General features: G+C 34.6%; 16 protein-coding genes and 1 pseudogene. 4 read left to right on the top strand and 13 right to left on the bottom strand.

Features of this window, described 5'->3' with window-relative positions:
• Positions 1–60: 60 nt before the first annotated feature.
• From BST91_RS03980 to BST91_RS03940, 9 genes are read right to left on the bottom strand one after another with little or no spacing between them, the layout of a single operon-like run.
• On the bottom strand, positions 61–354 hold the full coding sequence (locus BST91_RS03980) for a hypothetical protein (RefSeq protein WP_085774543.1): 294 nt from the start codon (positions 352–354) through the stop codon (positions 61–63).
• Positions 347–1591, bottom strand: a complete 1245-nt coding sequence (locus BST91_RS03975; RefSeq protein WP_157546889.1) for a hypothetical protein — start codon at positions 1589–1591, stop codon at positions 347–349. Before BST91_RS03975 ends, BST91_RS03980 begins: the two co-directional genes overlap by 8 nt.
• 3 nt (positions 1592–1594) lie before the next feature.
• Positions 1595–2809, bottom strand: coding sequence for a UDP-N-acetyl-D-mannosamine dehydrogenase (wecC, locus tag BST91_RS03970; RefSeq protein WP_085774541.1), 1215 nt, complete (start codon positions 2807–2809; stop codon positions 1595–1597).
• On the bottom strand, positions 2802–3929 hold the full coding sequence (gene wecB, locus BST91_RS03965) for a non-hydrolyzing UDP-N-acetylglucosamine 2-epimerase (RefSeq protein ID WP_317043060.1): 1128 nt from the start codon (positions 3927–3929) through the stop codon (positions 2802–2804). The genes wecC and wecB overlap by 8 nt, the downstream gene beginning before the upstream one ends.
• Positions 3930–3988: 59 nt before the next feature.
• Positions 3989–5266, bottom strand: coding sequence for a nucleotide sugar dehydrogenase (locus BST91_RS03960; RefSeq protein ID WP_085774540.1), 1278 nt, complete (start codon positions 5264–5266; stop codon positions 3989–3991).
• A gap of 45 nt (positions 5267–5311) precedes the next feature.
• Positions 5312–6283, bottom strand: coding sequence for an SDR family oxidoreductase (locus BST91_RS03955; RefSeq protein ID WP_317043059.1), 972 nt, complete (start codon positions 6281–6283; stop codon positions 5312–5314).
• 50 nt (positions 6284–6333) lie between these two features.
• A complete protein-coding gene (gene rfbA, locus BST91_RS03950; protein WP_085774538.1) occupies positions 6334–7206 on the bottom strand; it encodes a glucose-1-phosphate thymidylyltransferase RfbA in 873 nt (290 codons plus the stop codon).
• Complete coding sequence (gene rfbB, locus BST91_RS03945) at positions 7207–8256, bottom strand: dTDP-glucose 4,6-dehydratase (protein ID WP_085774537.1); 1050 nt, start codon at positions 8254–8256, stop codon at positions 7207–7209.
• Positions 8257–8294: 38 nt separating this feature from the next.
• Positions 8295–9686: a UDP-glucose 6-dehydrogenase gene (locus tag BST91_RS03940; protein ID WP_085774536.1), complete on the bottom strand. Its 1392-nt coding sequence runs from the start codon at positions 9684–9686 to the stop codon at positions 8295–8297.
• A 167-nt stretch (positions 9687–9853) separates the two neighbouring features.
• Here BST91_RS03940 and BST91_RS03935 point away from each other — a divergent pair, with 167 nt between their 5' ends.
• The gene (locus BST91_RS03935; protein WP_085774535.1) at positions 9854–11113 is read left to right on the top strand and encodes an OmpA family protein; all 1260 of its coding nucleotides are present in this window, start codon (positions 9854–9856) and stop codon (positions 11111–11113) included.
• Positions 11114–11645: 532 nt separating this feature from the next.
• On the opposite strand, the pseudogene BST91_RS13560 reads toward BST91_RS03935, so the two are convergent.
• The 4 genes and pseudogenes from BST91_RS13560 to lpdA form a co-directional block, all read right to left on the bottom strand.
• Positions 11646–13720 (bottom strand): annotated as a pseudogene (locus BST91_RS13560) (protein-disulfide reductase DsbD family protein).
• A complete protein-coding gene (gene tilS / locus BST91_RS03925) occupies positions 13717–15051 on the bottom strand; it encodes a tRNA lysidine(34) synthetase TilS (RefSeq protein WP_085774534.1) in 1335 nt (444 codons plus the stop codon). Before tilS ends, BST91_RS13560 begins: the two are co-directional and overlap by 4 nt.
• Before the next feature lie 2 nt (positions 15052–15053).
• Positions 15054–16223 (bottom strand): anthranilate synthase component I family protein, encoded by a 1170-nt coding sequence (locus BST91_RS03920; protein ID WP_157546885.1) that lies wholly within the window; start codon positions 16221–16223, stop codon positions 15054–15056.
• 214 nt (positions 16224–16437) lie between these two features.
• On the bottom strand, positions 16438–17838 hold the full coding sequence (gene lpdA / locus BST91_RS03915) for a dihydrolipoyl dehydrogenase (RefSeq protein ID WP_042278560.1): 1401 nt from the start codon (positions 17836–17838) through the stop codon (positions 16438–16440).
• 201 nt (positions 17839–18039) lie between these two features.
• Here lpdA and BST91_RS03910 point away from each other — a divergent pair, with 201 nt between their 5' ends.
• The 3 genes from BST91_RS03910 (at position 18040) to BST91_RS03900 (ending at position 20384) form a co-directional block, all read left to right on the top strand.
• Positions 18040–18534, top strand: coding sequence for an RNA polymerase sigma factor (locus BST91_RS03910; RefSeq protein WP_042278559.1), 495 nt, complete (start codon positions 18040–18042; stop codon positions 18532–18534).
• 3 nt (positions 18535–18537) lie between these two features.
• Complete coding sequence (locus BST91_RS03905; protein ID WP_060522727.1) at positions 18538–19179, top strand: hypothetical protein; 642 nt, start codon at positions 18538–18540, stop codon at positions 19177–19179.
• 98 nt (positions 19180–19277) lie between these two features.
• Positions 19278–20384, top strand: a complete 1107-nt coding sequence (locus BST91_RS03900) for an acyloxyacyl hydrolase (RefSeq protein WP_085774533.1) — start codon at positions 19278–19280, stop codon at positions 20382–20384.
• Position 20385: the final 1 nt, after the last annotated feature.

Raw genomic sequence — 20385 nt, 5'->3', positions numbered from 1 at the left:
AATATAATTTAAAACCCTTTATTTTACTTGCAAGTAATAAAGGAAAAGCACTCTCAAAACCTAATGCCCAAACCACATCACTTTTTCTAAGAGTGAACCCTTAAAAAATAATTTTAACATCCATAGTAAATAAAGTCTTTTTACTTTGCTTCCTCCATATCCTCCACCGGATTGGATTATTTCCTTTTCAATTACAAAATCAAAAGCGAATTCTTCAGCCTCATTTGGTAACCTTTCCCAACCAATATGTTTTATTCTTCTTATGCCTTTACCGAAAACATATACTGCAATTTTAAAGAGTCGAGTTCGTCTTGAAAGAGCGGATAATGGTGCTATAAATACAATATTATTCAATGCTTCTTTTTTTTAGAGTTATTACAGTGAATGTATTTGATATGAACAGTCGTAAAAACCAATTAATCAATGTCGCAAAACAAATGAGCTCAGCAGCAAGTATTCCTGTATATGCTGTTAGAATAATTATGATGCTAATAAGATAACCTATGGTTGTTAACCACGTATAAAGAGCTGCTTTTTGAAGGTTTTTTTTGGTCCCAAACACCCCTAAACATACCGAAGTAGCTATGTACAGACCTCTGATCATTGTTATTACAAATAAGCACACAATAATCCAATAGTCCAATTCTGACCATGATCTATCAAGAATAGTCTTCATATATATTATTCCAAAAAGAAAGGAAATCATTACTACAATGATTGAGAAGAATAGTATTCTCAAACCAAAACTAAAATACCCATTCAAGTCCATATTATTCATTATGCGAATTTTAGGACCTAAATAGAAGCCTAAAAACCCATTCAAACTTAATGCGATAGGTGTAAAAATAGCAACATATTTAAACAAGTGTGAAGAAGTCATTTCAGCACCAAACAGGTTGATTAGAAATTGTTCCCCATAAATTGCCACAACTAACGTAAGATTGTGAAGTAAAAAAGAAATCCCCATAAGCCGAGCAGTTTTATTATCAAGGATTTCTTTAGAAGCAAAACTAGAATCAACTTTTTTATATCCTCCCAAAAAAAAGCCAACACTTACGCAAAACAATAGAACTATAACAAAGTATTCTATTGTATTATAATCAGGTATTAAAACAATACTTAAAAATAATAGTAATTTCCAAAAATTAGCTGAAAATTGTGCCTTCCACAACCTATAATTACCCCTAGAGGCGGCAGAAATATAATTCTGAACAGCCATCAAAACTATAGCGACACCTAACAAAATTAATTTAGTAAGATTATAATCCTTTAAAAAATAGATGATCAGTAAAACTGACAAAACAATTAAAAAAGTATAACCTATAAAACTATAAAAATAGCGTTTAATTAATGTTTGATCCCTAACAAAAAGTTGATCAAAACCTAACAAACAAATCGTAGAAACTATTAAAATAGTTGATTTGAAGAATGCCCATTCTGCGATGTTAGAAGTTGAAAAATTTGAACTGACATAAAGGTCAGATAGCAACATACCTAACAAGCCAGATCCATACAATAAAAAAGAAAATGTAACATCCTTATTCTCTCGGACAAAAGAAACACCTCGATGCCACAATTTTAAAACCATCAAAAACTATTTATTTACTCCACAAAAATCAAGAATCACTTTGTCCGAATCCTTAGGTAAAGTCTTAAATTCATTGTGCGCAACTAGGTAAGCTATAATGTCTGCTTTGTTATAAGCATCTTCATAATCCGTAAGTTTAAATACTTTATGATCACTAATATTAGGTTCTACGATAAAATAGTTTTCGTCGTTGGCATCTTGCAAGACCTTTTGAGCGATATATTTCGCAGGCGATTCTCTTAAATCGTCAATATTTGGCTTAAAGGCTAAACCCATTATAGCAATAGCAGGTTTTCTTCCGTGTTTCAATTGGAATTCTAACTTAGCACTTTTAATTTTTTCAGCACACCAGAAGCTTTTGTAATTATTGATTTCTCTAGCTTTTCCTATAATTTGAGACTCCATAGGAAAGTCTGCGGTAATGAAATAAGGATCTACGGCAATACAATGACCGCCCACTCCACAACCTGGTTGTAAAATATTAACTCGAGGATGCTTATTTGCCAAATTAATCAACTCCCAAACATTAATTCCTGCTTTATCACAAATCAAACTTAATTCGTTTGCAAATGCAATTTGAACGTCTCTAGAAGAATTTTCAACCAATTTACACATTTCAGCCGTTCTTGCATTAGTAGGATGTAAATCACCTTTAACGTAAGCACTGTAAAAATTTAGAGCTTTTTGTGTGCTCTGCTCATTGATTCCTCCTATCACTCTATCGTTATGCACCAGTTCATGCATCACATTACCTGGTAACACACGTTCTGGACAATAGGCTATATAAATTTCTCCTTTTAATTCTGGGCGTTCAGAATAAATGAGTTCAGCCATTTTTTCGGTAGTACCTACAGGAGAAGTCGATTCTATGATATATAAATCGTCTTTTTTAAGTAATGGAATAATTCCTCTAGTTGCCGATTCTACAAATGAAATATCTGGTTCGTTCTTATCTTTAAAAGGAGTGGGAACCACTATCAAATAATTATTAGCTTCTACTGCTTTTGTAGAAGCTTTCAAAAACCCATGTTTTACTGCAGAAGCAACAGCTGTATCTAAGTCGGGCTCAATTATATGAATTTTGCCTTGATTGATAGTCTCTACTACATGCTGATTAATATCAACACCGTGAACATGAACATCATTTGATGCGATTAAAGCTGCTGTAGGTAGACCTATATAGCCTAATCCTATCATTACTACTTCTGGTTGCTTACTCATTATAATTTAATATAGTTTCTACAATTCGTTTACAAGCTTTACCATCTCCATAAGGATTATGCAAAGCACTCATTTTATTAAATCGCTCTTCATTATCTAGAAGGTCGATAGCTTCTTTATATATCAATTCAGGATCTGTACCTACTAAAATAACTGTACCTGCTTCAACAGCCTCAGGACGTTCTGTAGTATCCCTCATTACCAAAACAGGTTTACCTAAACTTGGAGCTTCTTCTTGTACTCCTCCACTATCTGTAATGATGATCTTACTTCGGTTCATCATCCATATAAAGTCTTGATAGGCTAACGGATCAATTAAGGTAATGTTACTAACATCACTCAAAATCCTGTTAACGGGCTCTTGTACCTTAGGATTTAGATGAACAGGATAAACTATTTCTATTTCTGGTTTCGCTAGTGCAATATTTTTAAGTGCCTCACAAATATTATTAAACCCTTGACCGTGGTTTTCTCTTCTATGTCCAGTTACCAGAATAAGATCTCGACCATTAAGTTTTTCATCTAATTGTTGAATGAGCTCTGATGGTTTCTCATTCACTTTTTCAACGCTACCGATTAAGGCGTCAATAACCGTATTACCCGTAATGATAATCTTTGAAGAATCAACATTTTCACTCAAAAGATTATTAGCACTTGTTTGTGTAGGTGCAAAATGTAAATCTGATATTCGACCTGCAATTTGTCGGTTCATTTCTTCTGGAAATGGTGACCACTTATTAAAAGTTCTCAAACCAGCTTCTACATGACAAACTCTAGATTGATTATAAAAAGAAGCAATACTCGTTGCCATAGTAGTAGTAGTATCACCATGTACAAATACAAAATCTGGATTAAAATCTTCTAAGACTGATTTTAGTTCCCGTATAATATCGGCAGTCAGCCCGTAAAGATTTTGATTAGGCTTCATCAAGTTCAAATCATAGTCTGGATTTATTTCAAAAAATTCCAGAACCTGATCTAACATCTCCCTGTGTTGAGCAGTTACACACACCTTGCACGAAACGCTTTCTGTACGTTGCATTTCCTTAACAAGTGGTGCCATTTTAATAGCTTCTGGCCTGGTACCAAAAACCACTAAGCATTTAACTATTTTAGACATTTCCCCTTTTTAAAGTTGCAAAAGTAGGTTTATTTTCTCTATTATGAGGTATCAAATTATTATAGTTTACCATGTGATTTTGTACCTAAAACATTTTTTACGTCGTAAATAATACTTTCTTTTTCTAAATACTTATTTAAATCAATATCAAGATACTCCTCATGTGCAACCGCTAGTAATATTCCTGAATAACGTTCTTTCTTAAATTCTTTGTGTGAGTAGTAACCGTACTCTTCAAATACTTCATCTGGGTTTGCCATAGGATCATGAACACTTACATCTATCCCGTATTCTTTCAAATTTTGAATAACGTCTACAACTTTAGTATTTCTTATATCTGGACAATTTTCTTTAAATGTTATTCCTAGAACTAACACCTTGGCATCTTTTACCGAAATATTTTCAGCTAACATGAGTTTAACAAATTGCCCTGCTACATAAGCACCCATGCTATCATTCATACGTCTCCCAGCCAAAATAATCTCAGGATGATAACCTACTTCTTGTGCTTTTTGTGCTAAGTAATAAGGATCTACCCCTATACAATGACCACCTACTAAACCTGGTTTGAATGGTAAAAAATTCCATTTGGTGCCGGCTGCTTCAAGAACTGCATGTGTGTCTATTTCTAACAAATTAAAAATTTTAGCTAGTTCATTGACAAAGGCAATATTAATATCCCGTTGAGAATTTTCAATAACTTTTGCTGCCTCAGCAACTTTTATTGTTGGTGCGAGATGTGTACCTGCAGTAATAACTGACTTATAAAGCTCATCAATTTCCTGACCTATTTCTGAAGTACTTCCTGAAGTAACTTTCAGAATTTTATCAACGGTATGTAACTTATCTCCTGGATTAATACGTTCTGGTGAATAGCCCGCATAAAAGTCAGTATTAAACCTAAGACCACTAACTTGTTCCAATACTGGTATACACTCCTCTTCAGTCGCTCCTGGGTATACCGTAGATTCATAGATAACAATATCTCCTTTTTTAAGTACCTGCCCAACCGTTTCACTAGCTTTTTGAAGCGGAATTAATACAGGACGATTATTTTTATCAACTGGTGTAGGAACCGTGATAATGTATATTTGAGCGTCTGCAATATCTTCTAATTGAGTAGTACAATACAATCCATAAGAATCATTTGACTCATTTTTAAGCACTTTCTGAAGTGTTTCTTCATCTACTTCAAGTGTATTATCTCTACCCTTATTAAGCTCATCTACCCTAGCTTGATTAATATCAAAGCCCACAACATCGTATTGGGTAGCAAAGAGCCTAGCTAAAGGAAGTCCTACATAACCCAAACCAATAACACAAATTTTCTTATTCATTTCTCGTTTGTTTTGATCGCTTTCGCGAAAGCGTAGATTAACTAATTATAAATTATTCCAATACCATTCTACAGCCTCTTTGAGACCTTGATCAATATTAAACTTAGGCTCATACCCAAGGAGTCGTTTAGCTTTTTCAATAGAAGCTAGTGAATGAGGGATATCACCTGCACGATTAGGCCCGTGCTTAATTACCACATCTCGAATATCAGAATCAAATTTACTTAAGTGCTTTTTCAAATACTCAATTAGTTCAATTAATGTAGTTCGATCACCGTAGGCCACATTAAACACCTGATTTTCACTTTCTTGAGAATCAACCAACATCGCCTTTACGTTAGCTTGAATCACATTATCGATGTAAGTAAAATCACGACTGTAGGTACCGTCACCGTTTATAATAGGTGATTCTTTCTTCATTAGGCTAGAAGTAAATTTTGGAATCACAGCTGCATAGGCTCCGTTTGGATCTTGTTTACGGCCAAAAACATTAAAGTACCTAAGACCGATAGTGTTAAGCCCATAGGTTTTGTAGAAAACATCCGCATACAGCTCATTAACAAATTTTGTAATAGCGTACGGAGATAAGGGACGACCTATTTTGTCTTCCACCTTTGGCAACGATTCGGAGTCTCCGTAAGTAGAACTACTAGCCGCATATACCATTTTCTTTACTCCTGCATCTTTACATGCTACTAGCATATTCAGAAAACCGCTTACATTAACATCGTTTGAAGTGATCGGGTCTTTTATTGATCTAGGAACACTACCCAAAGCAGCTTGATGAAGAACGTAATCACAATCAGCTACGGCACTATGACAAGTATCTAAATCCCTAATATCCCCTTCTATAAAAGTGAAATTAGGATGTTGAATAAAAGGCTCAATATTATAACGGTGACCATTAGAAAAATTATCCAGTCCTATAACATTATAATTATTATTCAATAAGAACTCGCAAAGATTGCTACCTATAAAACCAGCAGCACCTGTAACTAAAACTTTAATTGATTTCACCTTAAATATTTGAATTTGCGAAAGTACAAAAATAACTCACTGCATAAGAGTTACGAGAAGGTTATCCTTTTTAAGTATTCGAAATAAGAACCTTTTAGAGTTTTAACTCTTTCTGCAACTTCGTTTTTATCAACCCAACCCATTTTAATAGCAATTTCTTCTAAACATGAAATTTTTAATCCAGCCCTATTCTCTATGGCTTTTACAAATTCCGTTGCCTCAGAAAGTGCCTCGTGAGTACCTGTGTCCAACCAGGCAAAACCTCTACTCAAAATTTCTAAGCTCAGTTCCCTTTTTTCTAAATAATATTGATTCAAACTAGTGATTTCCAACTCTCCTCGATCACTAGGTTTCAATCTTTTAGCGACATTAATAACAGAATTTGGATAGAAATACAAACCAACTACAGCAAAATTACTTTTAGGTTGTTTAGGTTTTTCTTCAATGCTGATTAATTGACCATCTTTATCAAAAGAGGCAACTCCATAACGTTCTGGGTCTTTAACATAATTACCAAATACGACTGCTCGCTTTTCATTGGTTACAGTACGTACAGCACTTTGCAGTACTTGAGAGAATCCTGCTCCATAAAAGATATTATCTCCCAACACCATAGCTACATCTTCATCTCCTATAAAATCCTCACCTATTATGAAAGCCTGTGCCAAACCATCAGGTGATGGTTGCTCTTTATATTGCAGACGTATCCCGTAATCTGAACCATCGCCTAAAAGTTTTTTAAAATTTGGTAAATCATGCGGAGTTGAAATAATTAAAATCTCTCTTATACCTGCCAGCATGAGTACAGATAAGGGGTAATAAATCATAGGTTTGTCATAAACAGGTAGCAATTGCTTACTCACTGCTATGGTTAAAGGATGCAATCTAGTTCCCGAGCCACCTGCTAATACAATACCTTTCATTTATTTATACTGTTGGTTATAATATTCTTTGTAAGCACCAGAAGTTACCCGTTGTAACCATAAAGGATTTTCTAGGTACCATGAGATTGTTTCTTTTAAACCTTGTTCAAAAGATACTGATGGCATCCATCCTAATTCGTTTAACATTTTGGACGCATCAATGGCATATCTTAAATCATGTCCCGGTCTATCGTTTACAAAAGTAATTAAAGACCTACTCGTTCCTGCATCATTATCCAGCATCACATCCATTTCATCACACAATAACTGTACAAGATCAATATTTTTCCATTCATTATGACCACCAATGTTATAGGTCTCACCTAATTGCCCTTGCTCCATTATAGTTTTAATTGCCAAGGCATGATCTTTAACATACAACCAATCCCGTGTGTAATTACCATCTCCATAAACAGGTAATGGTTTTCCATGTTTAATATTATTAATAAACAACGGTATTAATTTCTCAGGAAATTGATAAGGTCCATAGTTATTTGAACAATTACTTATAACAATAGGCAAACCATAAGTTTCATGATAAGCGCGCACAAAATGATCACTACTAGCTTTACTGGCCGAGTAAGGCGAATTAGGACTGTAAGGTGATTCTTCAGTAAAAAGACCTTTCTCACCTAAAGCACCATAAACCTCATCAGTACTTATATGATAAAACAACTTATTAGTAAAATCCTTATTCCAAGTTGATCTACAAACTTCTAAAAGATTAAGAGTTCCTAAAACATTAGTACGAGCAAAGGCTAGTGGATCACTTATGGATCGATCAACATGAGATTCTGCAGCTAGATGTATAACCACATCAATTGAATGATTTTTAAATACAGTTTCTATAGCGTGAGCATCATTGATATTTACCCGATAGAATGTATAATTCTCTTTGTGCTCGATAATTTTAAGGTTCTCTAAATTTCCTGCATAGGTAAGCGCATCAAGATTAATAATATGAGCATCTGGATACTCGGTAACAAATAACCGCACCACTTCCGAACCTATAAATCCAGCTCCTCCTGTTATAACAATTGTTTTTCTCATTGATGTTGTAATTACGCTTTCGCGAAAGCGAAATACTTCTAACCTTTACCTATAGTATACATTTTAAATCCTATATCTTCCATTTTATCATGATCCAAAATCATACGACCATCGAATAGGAACGCAGGTTTCAACATTTTGTTATAAATAGATTTCCAATCGAAATCTTTAAACTCATCCCACTCTGTCATAATAGCAATTGCATGAGCTTGATCGAAACACTCCATAGGATCGTTAACAACAGTAACTCCTTTTCTATTTTCTTCGCTACTTCGAGTATTTAAATAATCTAAATCGGCATAAATCTGTTCAGCATTTACTTTAGGATCGTAAACCACAATTTCTGCCTGTTCATTAAGTAGGTCATCTGCTACATATATACTTGCAGATTCCCGGGTGTCATTCGTATCTTTTTTAAACGCCCAACCAAGCATTGCTATTTTCTTGCCTGAAACAGTATTATAAAGCGTTTTTACAATATTAGATGCAAATCGCCTTTTTTGATGATCATTCATTATAATCACCTGCTCCCAATAGTCAGCTACCTCTTGCAAACCATAAGACCTAGAAATGTATACAAGATTTAAAATGTCCTTTTGAAAACAACTACCTCCAAAACCAACGGATGCTTTCAAAAACTTAGATCCTATCCTAGAATCAGTTCCTATAGCTCTCGCTACCTCATTGACATCAGCTTCAGTTTTTTCACAAAGCTCACTAAGTGCGTTTATACTACTAACTCGTTGTGCGAGAAACGCATTGGCAGTAAGTTTAGAAAGCTCTGAAGACCAAACGTTGGTCGTCAAAATTCTATCAGAAGGCACCCAATTAGCATAAATATCTACTAAAGCCTTTTGGGCCATACGTCCTTCCTCAGTTTGTTCACCACCTATAAGTACTCGGTCTGGATTTAACAAATCTTGAACAGCAGTTCCTTCTGCAAGAAATTCTGGATTGGATAAAATTTGAAACTTTACGTCCTTGGAAGTATTGTCAAGAATATTTTTGAGTGCTTCGGCCGTACGAACAGGTAGTGTACTTTTTTCAACTATTATTTTGTCATCCTCTGCAACATCGGCAATCTGTCTAGCACATAATTCAATGTATTTTAAATCGGCCGCCATTCCTTTTCCTACTCCATAGGTTTTTGTAGGAGTATTTACGGAAATAAAAATCATATCAGCTTCCTTGATCGCTTGATCGACCTCTGTCGAGAAAAATAGATTTCTTCCTCTAGCTTGTTTTACTAAGTCAGATAGACCTGGTTCGTAAATAGGAATTTTGGAAACATCAGAATGATTCCAAGCTTCAATTCTTTTCGTATTAATATCAACTACATTAACCTTAAGATGAGGACATTTAGCTGCTATCACAGTCATTGTAGGACCACCAACATATCCTGCTCCAATACAACAGATATTTTTTACCATATATTTAATAACAAGAAGGCAAAGGTAGCGATTAGTCACTAAAACGTTTAATTAAATTTTAAGACTAAAAAGTAAGAAAAGATTAGCCTATCTCTTAAAAACAAGTATCTTTGTCGCTTAATAGAAAGCAAAAAAACAAACTTCATGAAAAAAAGTATTTTTTGGCAATGGCTTTAGTAGCTAGTATAGCTGTTGCACAAAATGACGAAATGGAATCAGATGTTAAAGTAAATGACTTTAACAAGTGGTCGATCGATGTTGGTGCTGGTGTAACAAAACCTGTAAGACCAGTATCATCAGGAGCCTTTACTAACACACCATCCTTGTGGCAGGCAGATTTAGGTATTCGTTACATGGTGAACAATAAATTTGGTTTTAATCTTGATTTAGGATATAATAGCTTCAATGCAGATGAAGAAAGCCGTGATTTTGAAAGCAGGTATGTAAGAGCAACACTTGAAGGTGTGCTTAACGCAGGTCATATTATTGGACTGAATCAATTAGACGATCGATTAGGACTTTTAGTTCACGGTGGTATGGGTGTATCTACTCTTAAGCCAGTTGAACCTGTTGAATTAGATGAAGACTACATGCTTAATTTTCAACTTGGTGTTACTCCACAAGTGAGATTATCAAATCGAGTAGCTTTATTCGGAGATTTATCTATACTAGGACATGTAAGACAAGACTATACTTTTGACGGTTTAGGAAGAACAGGAACTAGAGGATTTAATGGATTTGTTGTGAATGCTTCTGCAGGTTTAAATATTTACCTAGGTAGTAATGACATTCATGCAGACTGGGCTCCAGACATGTACGATGAGAAAATTGCTGAAATGGCAGCAGCTGTTGATAAAATGGCTCGCGAGCAAGCAGATGATGATCAAGATGGTGTTCCTAACTATTTAGACCGTGATAATACTACTGAAAGTGGTGTAAGAGTTGATAGTAAAGGTCGTGCAATCGACATGAACAAAAACGGTATACCAGATGATATGGAAAGTTCTTTAGCTAATACTTATGTAAATAAGACCGATGCTGAAAACATGATGAATCAAGCTGGAGCTGCTGACTCTGATCTAGTTAAAAAATTAATCAACGAAGGTTATGTAAATGTATATTTCCAGTTTAACAGCACTAAGCCTACTACTTATAGTTTAGGAGCTCTTAACACTATCGTACAGTACATGAAGGATCACCCTTCTGCAACTGCTACTTTGACTGGATATGCTGACGAAATCGGAAGCCCAGAATACAACAAACAATTGTCTGAGCGTCGTGCTAAGATGGTAAATGATGTAATGGTTGCAGCTGGTATTGACGCTTCAAGGTTAACTGTTAACGGTGATGGTGAAGATGCATCAGTAGATAAAAATAGCGCACAAGCTAGACAAATGGTAAGAAGAGTTACTTTTAGAGTAAACTAATCTAACTGTTCTTTCTGTTAATATAAAGCTGCCCAATCGGGCAGCTTTTTTTATTTCTCTAATTTATGAATATCAAAAGTGGATATAGTTTTGAACATATTCTAAGAAAAAAGACATTTTACATCAACACCTAAACTAAGCTGAAAAGTCTTTTAAAAACCTACATGATGCGTAAATTAAGAATTCATCTAATACAGTTACTTAAGCATTTGAGATTATAAGCGATCTCAAGACAGACATAAGAAGTATAATCTGTATCCAAAATAGTCTAATTATTCAGGCATTGTTGTATCTATATTTCTATTCTTTTTCAAAAAGAAACTCCTCTATATACATCATTAATAAAAGTGTTCACACTGCCCAAACTCGATTCCGATTTGACCAAATCATCGATAAAGAATAAGATCCTTAAACCTTTAAAATGCATAGGAAGAATATAAAATAGTTAAGTAGATTAAGATAAGCTAGCAATAAAAAAACCCGTTTGAAGCTTCAAACGGGTTATGTAATTTATTGTAAGGTATCGAATAAATTATTCGATACCTTCTTTTAACCAATCTCTATATTCATTTATGTCTGGAGTATAACCTACTGGATCAGGCATTCCTTTTTGAGTTCCATCCGCATTAAGTTTTACGTAATAAGGTTGTGCTGCATTCTTAAATTGCTTCTTTTGTAACTCGTACCACTTATCTCCTATCGTTCTTACCTTCCCTCCTAAAACTTCACTTTCATATTGCTCTTCTTTGGGTAGTTTGTTTTGATCATCTACGTATAAAGAAATCATCACAAAGTCATTCTTTAATATGGGCAAAATTCTAGGATCTGACCAAACACGTTCTTCCATTTTACGGCAGTTTACACAAGCATAACCAGTGAAATCTACTAACACGGGTTTATTGACTTGTTTAGCATAAGCCAATCCTTCATCATAATCATCAAAAGTTATGATGTCGTGTACACCTAAATGAGCATGTTCAGGAATCTCTGTCACTTCAGTAAGCTTTTTGTAACCTACTCCATAAGGTGACTCCGCATAATTTAATGGCGGTGGAAAACCTGATATAATTTTTAGTGGTGCACCCCACATACCAGGAATCATGTATATAGTAAAGGATAAAACAACCACACCTAACAAGGCTCTACCTACTGAAATAGTTGACTCTGGTCCATCGTATGGCATTTTAATTCTACCAAATAAATACAAGGTTAATGAACCAAATATGGCTATCCAAAAGGCCAGGAACACCTCACGTGGTAACAGCATGAATTGATAAACTAAATCTGCGTTGGATAAAAATTTGAATGCTAACGCTAACTCTAAAAAACCCAAAACAACTTTAACTGTATTCAACCATCCACCTGATTTTGGTAACGAATTCATCCAGCCAGGAAAGATGGCAAACAAAGTAAAAGGAAGAGCAAGAGCAGTCGAGAATCCTAGCATACCAACAATAGGTGCTACTCCACCTTTACTAGATGCTTCAAGGATCAAGGATCCAACAATAGGTCCCGTACAAGAAAATGAAATTATGGCTAAAGCCAAAGCCATAAAAAATATACCTATAAATCCACCTTTATTGGATTTTTCGTCGACTTTATTTGCCCAAGATTGCGGTAAGGTAATTTCAAACGCTCCAAGGAAAGAAGCGGCAAAAATTATAAGAATGATGAAAAAACCTAAATTGACATAAGCATTAGTAGACATGGCATTCAGGATACGGTCACCAAAAATAGCCACCACTACACTACCTAACAACACATAGATTAATATGATAAAAAAGCCATATAGAATAGCGTTTGATATTCCTTTAGCTCGATTACTACTTTGTTTAGTAAAGAAACTCACCGTAAGCGGTATCATTGGAAATACACAAGGTGTTAATAAGGCTGCAAAACCGGCTAAAAAGGAAACCAAGAAAATACCCCATAAGCTCTTTTCTTCAGTGTCATTTTCAATTTTATCATTTTGTTTTTACTTGTATCACTTTCAGATGCTTGTACATCAGATTCTGATTTAGATTCTAAGTCATGACTTTCCTTTAGTGGAATGGAACTGGGTTCAGGTCCTTGCGAAAGTAAAGGCTCCTTTTCTTCATCATAATAAACATCAATGATATCAGTGGCGTCATCAGGAACTACAACATCAGGATTTAGTTTATACACGTATGAAAAAGAAGTTGGTCTTAAACACTTTTCATCATCACATACCTGATAACCTATTTCTCCAACGATGTATTCTAGAGATTCATCTAGTATTTTCACCCGTTGTTCAAAACTACCTTTATCAGAAAATTGATACACATTGAAATCCCAAACTGAAGAAAACTCTGCAAAAGATCCTTCCTCCTTATTTACACCGATAAGTTCAATTTTATCTTCAACTCCGTAATAACTAAATGTAGTTGGAATAGGTCCTCTACCCTTTTCACCTGTTTGAGAATATAAATGCCATCCAGGTTCTAGAGTTACTTGAGTTTTAAAAACATATTCGTTTTTAGCTATTTTTTCAACGGTTGTATTCCAATTGGTAGGATCTTGGTCACCAAACTGTGCAAAAGCATAAAAGCTCAAAAAGCACAATAAAATGCTTAGGTAGTTTCTCATGAATGAAAAGTTATTTTTAATAGTTTTTTAGTAGATGATGTAACTGGAAAATGAATGCTGTTTCTATACCCTATCACCGATAATAAATGACCAAGATAACGCAATACTGGAACATTGGGCTTTTCAAAGGTAGAAACCTTATAATTTGTAAGTATATCACTTACTAATTGACTTTTCCCCTTCATACCAAATGGCTGTAATTTATCTCCTGCTTTCCAATTTGTTATTTTTAGAGGAGCGACTATTAATTCAGCATCAAGAAACAAATTATTCTTGCTTGCTTCATTTTTTACAACCTCTAATGGATTATTTACCGATTGAATTTCAAGTTCAAAAGTTCCTATCTCAGTTTCCACTTTAGAATTTTCTATAGGCATACTTACATCAAATTCAAGCTTTTTCGGTACGGGAATTAACTTAAAATATTCTCTATCTCGCCATAATTGATAAGCACCTAATTCTAATCTCTTACCACTTGGTGAATTCATAAATTGCATTAATTCATCGTAGTTAACGGCTGTATATTGATTGACAACTTCATATAAATACGAACCAGCTTGATGGTAAGATTTTAATGCTTTGACCGAGAAATGTATTTCATCCTGAACCTGTGTGATTACGCTTTCGCGAAAGCGTGATACCGCATCATCTTGTAATTGTTTACTAGCCTTTAAATTAACCAACACTTTAGGAAGATTTTCCCTTAATTGTGGTAAAGCTTTATACAATTGAGGAAGCACGAGATTACGCAATTGGTTGCGTAAATAGTTATTTTGATTATTGCTTGCGTCCTCTCTATACTCTACCTGATTATTTGTTGCATAGTTTTCAATTCTCTCTCTAGAGAAAATCAATAATGGTCTTCGGATTTTATTATTGCGGTCAGGTATGCCTGTAAGACCATTTAATCCTGCACCACGATTAAGATGCATAAAGAATGTTTCAATTTGATCATCTAAATGGTGAGCAGTGAGAATGTAATCATAATTAAATTCCCTGCACATAGCATAGAAATATTCGTATCTTAATTTTCTAGCAGCTTCTTGAACAGCCATGTTGTGCTGCTTCATAAACTCTTGAGTATTAAAGCTAGTTGTATGACAAACAACGCCTAGTTCTTGCGCTTTATTAACAACAAGCTCTTGATCTTTATCACTTTCATTATCTCTAAGAAGGAAGTTACAATGAGTCACGGCATAGTTCAAACCAGACCGATGAATTAAATCCCACAATACCATACTATCACAACCGCCGCTTACTGCAATTAATAGAGATGCATTTAAAAGTTCTGGAAATTCAGTTTGAATATGTTGTTTAAAATCTTGTAACATACTTATCGTGCTTCAAAGCCTTGTAAAGCTAAAACATTCTTCATAGCTCTAGCCTTAAGCATACATTCTTGATATTCTTTTTCGGGTTGTGCTGCAACGGTTAAGGCACTACCTACTGAAAAAGACAGGTATTTTAAATTTGAGTTATACAATATAGATCTGATAACCACATTGAAATCAAAATCATCATTTGGAGTAAAATACCCTACTGAACCGCTGTACAAACCGCGTTTAAAGCTTTCTTGCTCTTCTATAATTTTCATGGCACTTATTTTAGGAGCGCCTGTCATACTGCCCATAGGAAAGGAATTTTCAATCGCATCAACAGCGCTTATTTCTTCCCTAAGTTCACAAGTAATAGTACTTATCATTTGATGCACTTGTTTAAAGGTGTAAACACCAAAAAGTTCTTCTACTTGCACGCTTCCTTTTTGCGCTACTCTTGATAAATCATTGCGCACCAGATCAACGATCATGACATTTTCAGAACGTTCTTTAGGATCGTTTTGTAATTTTTCTTTTAAAGATTCATCCACCACAAAATGTCCAGATCTTGCAGCTGTTCCTTTTATCGGTTGTGATATGATCTTAGTTCCTTTTTTTTGTAAATATCTTTCTGGACTAGCTGATATTAGTGAGAACTCATTACTTCTTACATAAGCTGCAAATGGAGGTTCACTTATTTTATTTAAATCATTATATGCTTTTACACTATCAAAATAGGCATCATAAGCAAAAAATTCTGTGCAAAAGTTTGCTTCATAAATATCACCTCGCTTAATATGGTTTAAAAATCGATGGGCCTTTTTTATGTACGTATCTTCTTCATCTCGAGCTTCAATAAACTGAGATTTAACTACTGTTGCGTGATGAGTTATTGGATCCTGAACTATCTGATTAATTAAGTCAGTAACAACTCTCGAATCGTTTACATAGGCATGTAATTCTACCTGTCCCTTTTTACAACTAAATACATATTGAGGTACTACAAATTGCATTACCGGTATTTGCATCCCATCTACATTCAATGACTCAAGTTCTTCTACCTCATTTTTTAAGTCGTAGGTCAACCATCCAAAACACCAATCTGGGAATTCTTCTCTAAAGGATCTCAAACTATTAAAAGCATCACCTGATTGGGGAATTAACTTTTCTAGAGCACCTACTGCCACTAACCAATCATAATTAGCATATTGATCCTGATGATGGTTGCTGTCTAATAAAAAGAAAAAGATTCCTTATTAAAAAAATGTATTAAGGCAGTTTTAAATGCCGCAGCATCCTTTTGGATAGAATATGTTTGTCGTTTGTTCACTTACTAATTTAGAAACAAAAAGTGCGAGTAAATTAAAACTCGCACTTTATAAATTCATTACTTATACAATATTATACATGTAGAGCACGATCATCAGTTGCAGCAAGAGCCGCTTCTTTAACAGCCTCGGCATAGGTAGGATGTGCGTGTGACATTCTAGCAATATCCTCGGCGCTAGCTCTAAATTCCATTGCTGTTACAGCTTCTGAAATTAGGTCGGCTACTCGAGCACCTATCATGTGTACACCTAGAACCTCGTCGGTTGCTTTGTCGGCAATAATCTTTATTAATCCATCAATGTCACCACTTGCTCTAGATCGCCCTAAAGCTCTCATAGGAAATTGACCAACTTTGTAATTTGCCCCAGCTTCCTTAAGTTGTTCTTCCGTTTGACCTACACTTGCTACTTCTGGCCAAGTGTAAATTACATTAGGAATAAGGTTGTAATTAATATGTGGCTTTTGACCTGCAATAGTTTCGGCTACAAATACACCTTCTTCTTCTGCCTTGTGAGCTAGCATAGCGCCACGTACTACATCTCCTATCGCATAAATGTTTGAAACATTGGTTTGTAAATGTTCATTTACCTCTATTTGACCACGCTCATTAACCTTTACACCTGCTGCGGTAGCATTTAATTTATCCGTATAAGGGCGACGACCTACACTTACTAAAACGTAATCACCAGTAAAACTTACTTCTTCTCCCTTTTTATTTTTTGCCGTTACCGTTACTTCATCACCATTGCGTTCCACTTTATTAACCGCATGAGATAACTGGAATTTTACTCCTTGCTTTTTAAGAACCTTGGTAAGCTCTTTAGATAAAACCTTATCCATTCCAGGAGTAATGCGATCCATGTATTCAATCACGGTAACATCGGCTCCTAGACGACGATAAACCTGACCTAGCTCTAGTCCTATTACTCCACCACCTATTACGATCATGTGTTTAGGTATTTCCTTAAGCGATAATGCTTCGGTAGATGTAATGATACGCTCCTTATCTAGTTCTATAAATGGCAGTGTTGCAGGTTTTGAACCTGTTGCAATTATAGTTTTTGCTGCCTCGATAGTTTGTGTTTCTTCACCTTCTATTTTAATGTGAGTAGCATCGACAAAGGATCCCATTCCAGTAAAAACATCGATGTTGTTCTTTTTCATAAGAAATGCTACACCATCACAAGTTTGATCAACTACTTTTTGTTTACGAGCGATCATTTTTTCAAAATTGATCTTAATATCACCTGGAATATCAATACCGTGCTCTTCAAAATGTCTCATCGCATCATCGTAATGATGAGAAGAGTCTAAAAGTGCTTTTGATGGAATACAACCCACATTCAAACAGGTTCCACCCAATGTATTGTATTTTTCTATAATGGCAGTTTTCATACCTAGTTGTGCACATCGAATTGCTGCAACATATCCACCAGGTCCCGAGCCTATAACGGCTACATCGTATTTACTCATAAAAGAGGTCTTTATTTCATATTTGTAATGAATAACAAAGATAAGAAATAGGCTTTTTTTTTCATACATTCTGGACTGTTATATGATAGAATGTGATTATACGCTTTCGCGAAAGCGTACTCACTACCTACTTTTTTAAATTTATCATTTGTATTGTAACAAAAAGTAAACCTAAACTACTTATAAGCATAATCTGATTTTGTGAAACCAGACCAAGAAAAACAATTTGTAGAGCTACTTGATAAACACCAGAATATCGTGCACAAAATATGCCGGTTATATACCAATGATCAAGATGCACATAATGATTTGTTTCAAGAAGTTACGATACAACTGTGGAAAGCCTATCCCAAATTTAGAGGTGATAGCAAGTTTTCAACCTGGATGTATCGTGTAGCACTGAATACGGCAATTACATTGTATCGTAAAAACAAACGTAGAGTCAAGACTCAAGAATACGATAGCGTACAATTTAAAATTGAAGACCGTAAAGAGGAAGATGATTCAAACGAACAACTTACTTTATTGTACAGTGCTATTAAACAACTTAATGATATAGACAAAGCTCTTGTTTTTTTATATCTGGAGGATAAAAATTATAAGGAGATTTCATACACTTTGGGTATAAGCGAGGTAAATGCCCGAGTAAAGATGAATCGAATAAAAACAAAACTTGCTAAACTTGTAAATCCATAAACTATGGATCAATTAGATATTTTAAAAGAAAACTGGAAGCAACAGGAAAAAGGTTTACCTAAATTTTCTACAACTGCACTGAGCAGTATGCTTCACAAGAAAAGTAGTAACATCGTAAAATGGTTACTCTACATTGCGTTAATTGAATTTGCACTACTCACCTTGGTAAGTTTTCTTCCCTTTATGACTGATGCTAGAGATGAGGCCATTGAAATCACCGGTGAGAGTTTTCATTATGGGACGTACGTATTTAGTTACATCGCGCTCATAATTTTTGTGTATTTATTTTACCGTAACTACCGTCGCATATCAGCAGTTCAACCTGTAAAGGAATTGTTGCGTAACATTATCATTACTCGTAAAACAATGAGGGCTTATATCTGGTTTAACCTAGCCTTTGTCTTTGTATACGGTGTGATTTTTAGTGTCCTAATGTTAGAAAATGACCCTAGAATTTACAATATGGTGCATGCTCCTTCAAACGCAGGACATGAATTAAAAATTAAATTGATGTTTTTAGGGTTTACCTTTATTTACTTATTGGTAATGTGTCTTGTGATTTACGGGATTTACAGCTTGGTTTATGGAATTTTACTCAAAAGATTGAAAAGAAACTATAAGGAATTGAGTAAAATTGAAATGTAATTAATTGGAGTCTATTAAAATAGAGCTCTTAAATTATTCCTTGGTTGGGTGTTTTTCTAAGTTGTTTCTTACTTTTGAGAGAATCCTAAAACCAACCTTTGACAAAATATAAATACTTTTTTTATATACTTCTTTTTTCTAGTTGTTACCATGCTCATTCCCAAGATAGTGAGATAAAATCCTTTTCTTTAGACTTCAATCCATTTTATGGTACCATTCTAGAACACAATCCTGATATAGCTCATTTAATCACTGATCATCCTACAGGTTTTATCGTAAGTTATAACAAGAAAACATACGGTTATAATCAATGGGAAAGACGATTCAACTATCCTGACTGGGGTTTTTCTCTATCTTATCAAGATATGAAAAACCAATATTTAGGAGAAAATATTGGCCTATACGGACATTTTAATTTCTACTTTTTGAAACGAAGTTTGACTTTAAGAATTGGTCAAGGTATCGCCTATACTAGTAGTCCCTATGATCGTAATACTAATTATATAAACAACGCTTACGGCACTAGGTTACTGAGCTCGACTTACCTAAAATTTGGATATGTAAAAGAAAATCTAATTAAAGGATTAGGTATTCACGCTGGTTTTACCATCATTCATTATTCTAATGCAAACATTAAAGCTCCTAATAATAGTACAAACACCTTTGCACTTACGGCAGGTTTAAGCTATCAATTTAAACACGACCAATTCCCTGATTATCTTCCTAATACTGAAAGTAAAAAATACACAGAACCTTTTAAATACAATTTCGTACTTAGGAGTGGAATAAATGAAAGTGATATCAATGCAAGTGGTCAATTCCCCTTTTATGTTTTTACCGGTTTTATAGATAAAAAAATTAACCGTAAAAGCACGTTGTTAGCAGGATCAGAATTATTTGTTTCTTATTTTTTAAAGGAATATATCAAACATCAATCTATTGCGTTTCCTGAGAATAATATAAGCGCCGATACGGATTTTAAGAGAGTTGGTGTTTTCATAGGTCACGAATTACGTTTTAATAAAATTGCTTTTATCACACACTTAGGCTACTATGTTTACTGGCCAGTAGAATTTGAAAATCGAGTTTATAATAGATTAGGACTTAAAAGATACTTTGGTGATAAATTTTTTGGAGTGGTAAATGTGCATTCACATGGCGCCAAAGCTGAAGCTGTTGAATTTGGAATTGGTATAAGATTATAAC

It is taken from the genome of Nonlabens tegetincola (assembly GCF_002117085.1).
Classification (GTDB): Bacteria; Bacteroidota; Bacteroidia; order Flavobacteriales; family Flavobacteriaceae; genus Nonlabens; species Nonlabens tegetincola.
The sequence above is the reverse complement of the archived record's forward strand: the minus strand, read 5'-3'. Positions and strand labels throughout refer to the sequence as shown.

Excerpts from the sequence above, each read along its gene's own strand:
- wecC (WP_085774541.1), bottom strand. The coding sequence starts at position 2,809 with ATGAGTAAGCAACCAGAAGTAGTAATGATAGGATTAGGCTATATAGGT.
- wecB (WP_317043060.1), bottom strand. The coding sequence starts at position 3,929 with ATGTCTAAAATAGTTAAATGCTTAGTGGTTTTTGGTACCAGGCCAGAA.
- BST91_RS03960 (WP_085774540.1), bottom strand. The coding sequence starts at position 5,266 with ATGAATAAGAAAATTTGTGTTATTGGTTTGGGTTATGTAGGACTTCCT.
- rfbA (WP_085774538.1), bottom strand. The coding sequence starts at position 7,206 with ATGAAAGGTATTGTATTAGCAGGTGGCTCGGGAACTAGATTGCATCCT.
- rfbB (WP_085774537.1), bottom strand. The coding sequence starts at position 8,256 with ATGAGAAAAACAATTGTTATAACAGGAGGAGCTGGATTTATAGGTTCG.
- BST91_RS03940 (WP_085774536.1), bottom strand. The coding sequence starts at position 9,686 with ATGGTAAAAAATATCTGTTGTATTGGAGCAGGATATGTTGGTGGTCCT.
- BST91_RS03935 (WP_085774535.1), top strand. The coding sequence starts at position 9,854 with ATGGCTTTAGTAGCTAGTATAGCTGTTGCACAAAATGACGAAATGGAA.
- tilS (WP_085774534.1), bottom strand. The coding sequence starts at position 15,051 with ATGTTACAAGATTTTAAACAACATATTCAAACTGAATTTCCAGAACTT.
- lpdA (WP_042278560.1), bottom strand. The coding sequence starts at position 17,838 with ATGAGTAAATACGATGTAGCCGTTATAGGCTCGGGACCTGGTGGATAT.
- BST91_RS03905 (WP_060522727.1), top strand. The coding sequence starts at position 18,538 with ATGGATCAATTAGATATTTTAAAAGAAAACTGGAAGCAACAGGAAAAA.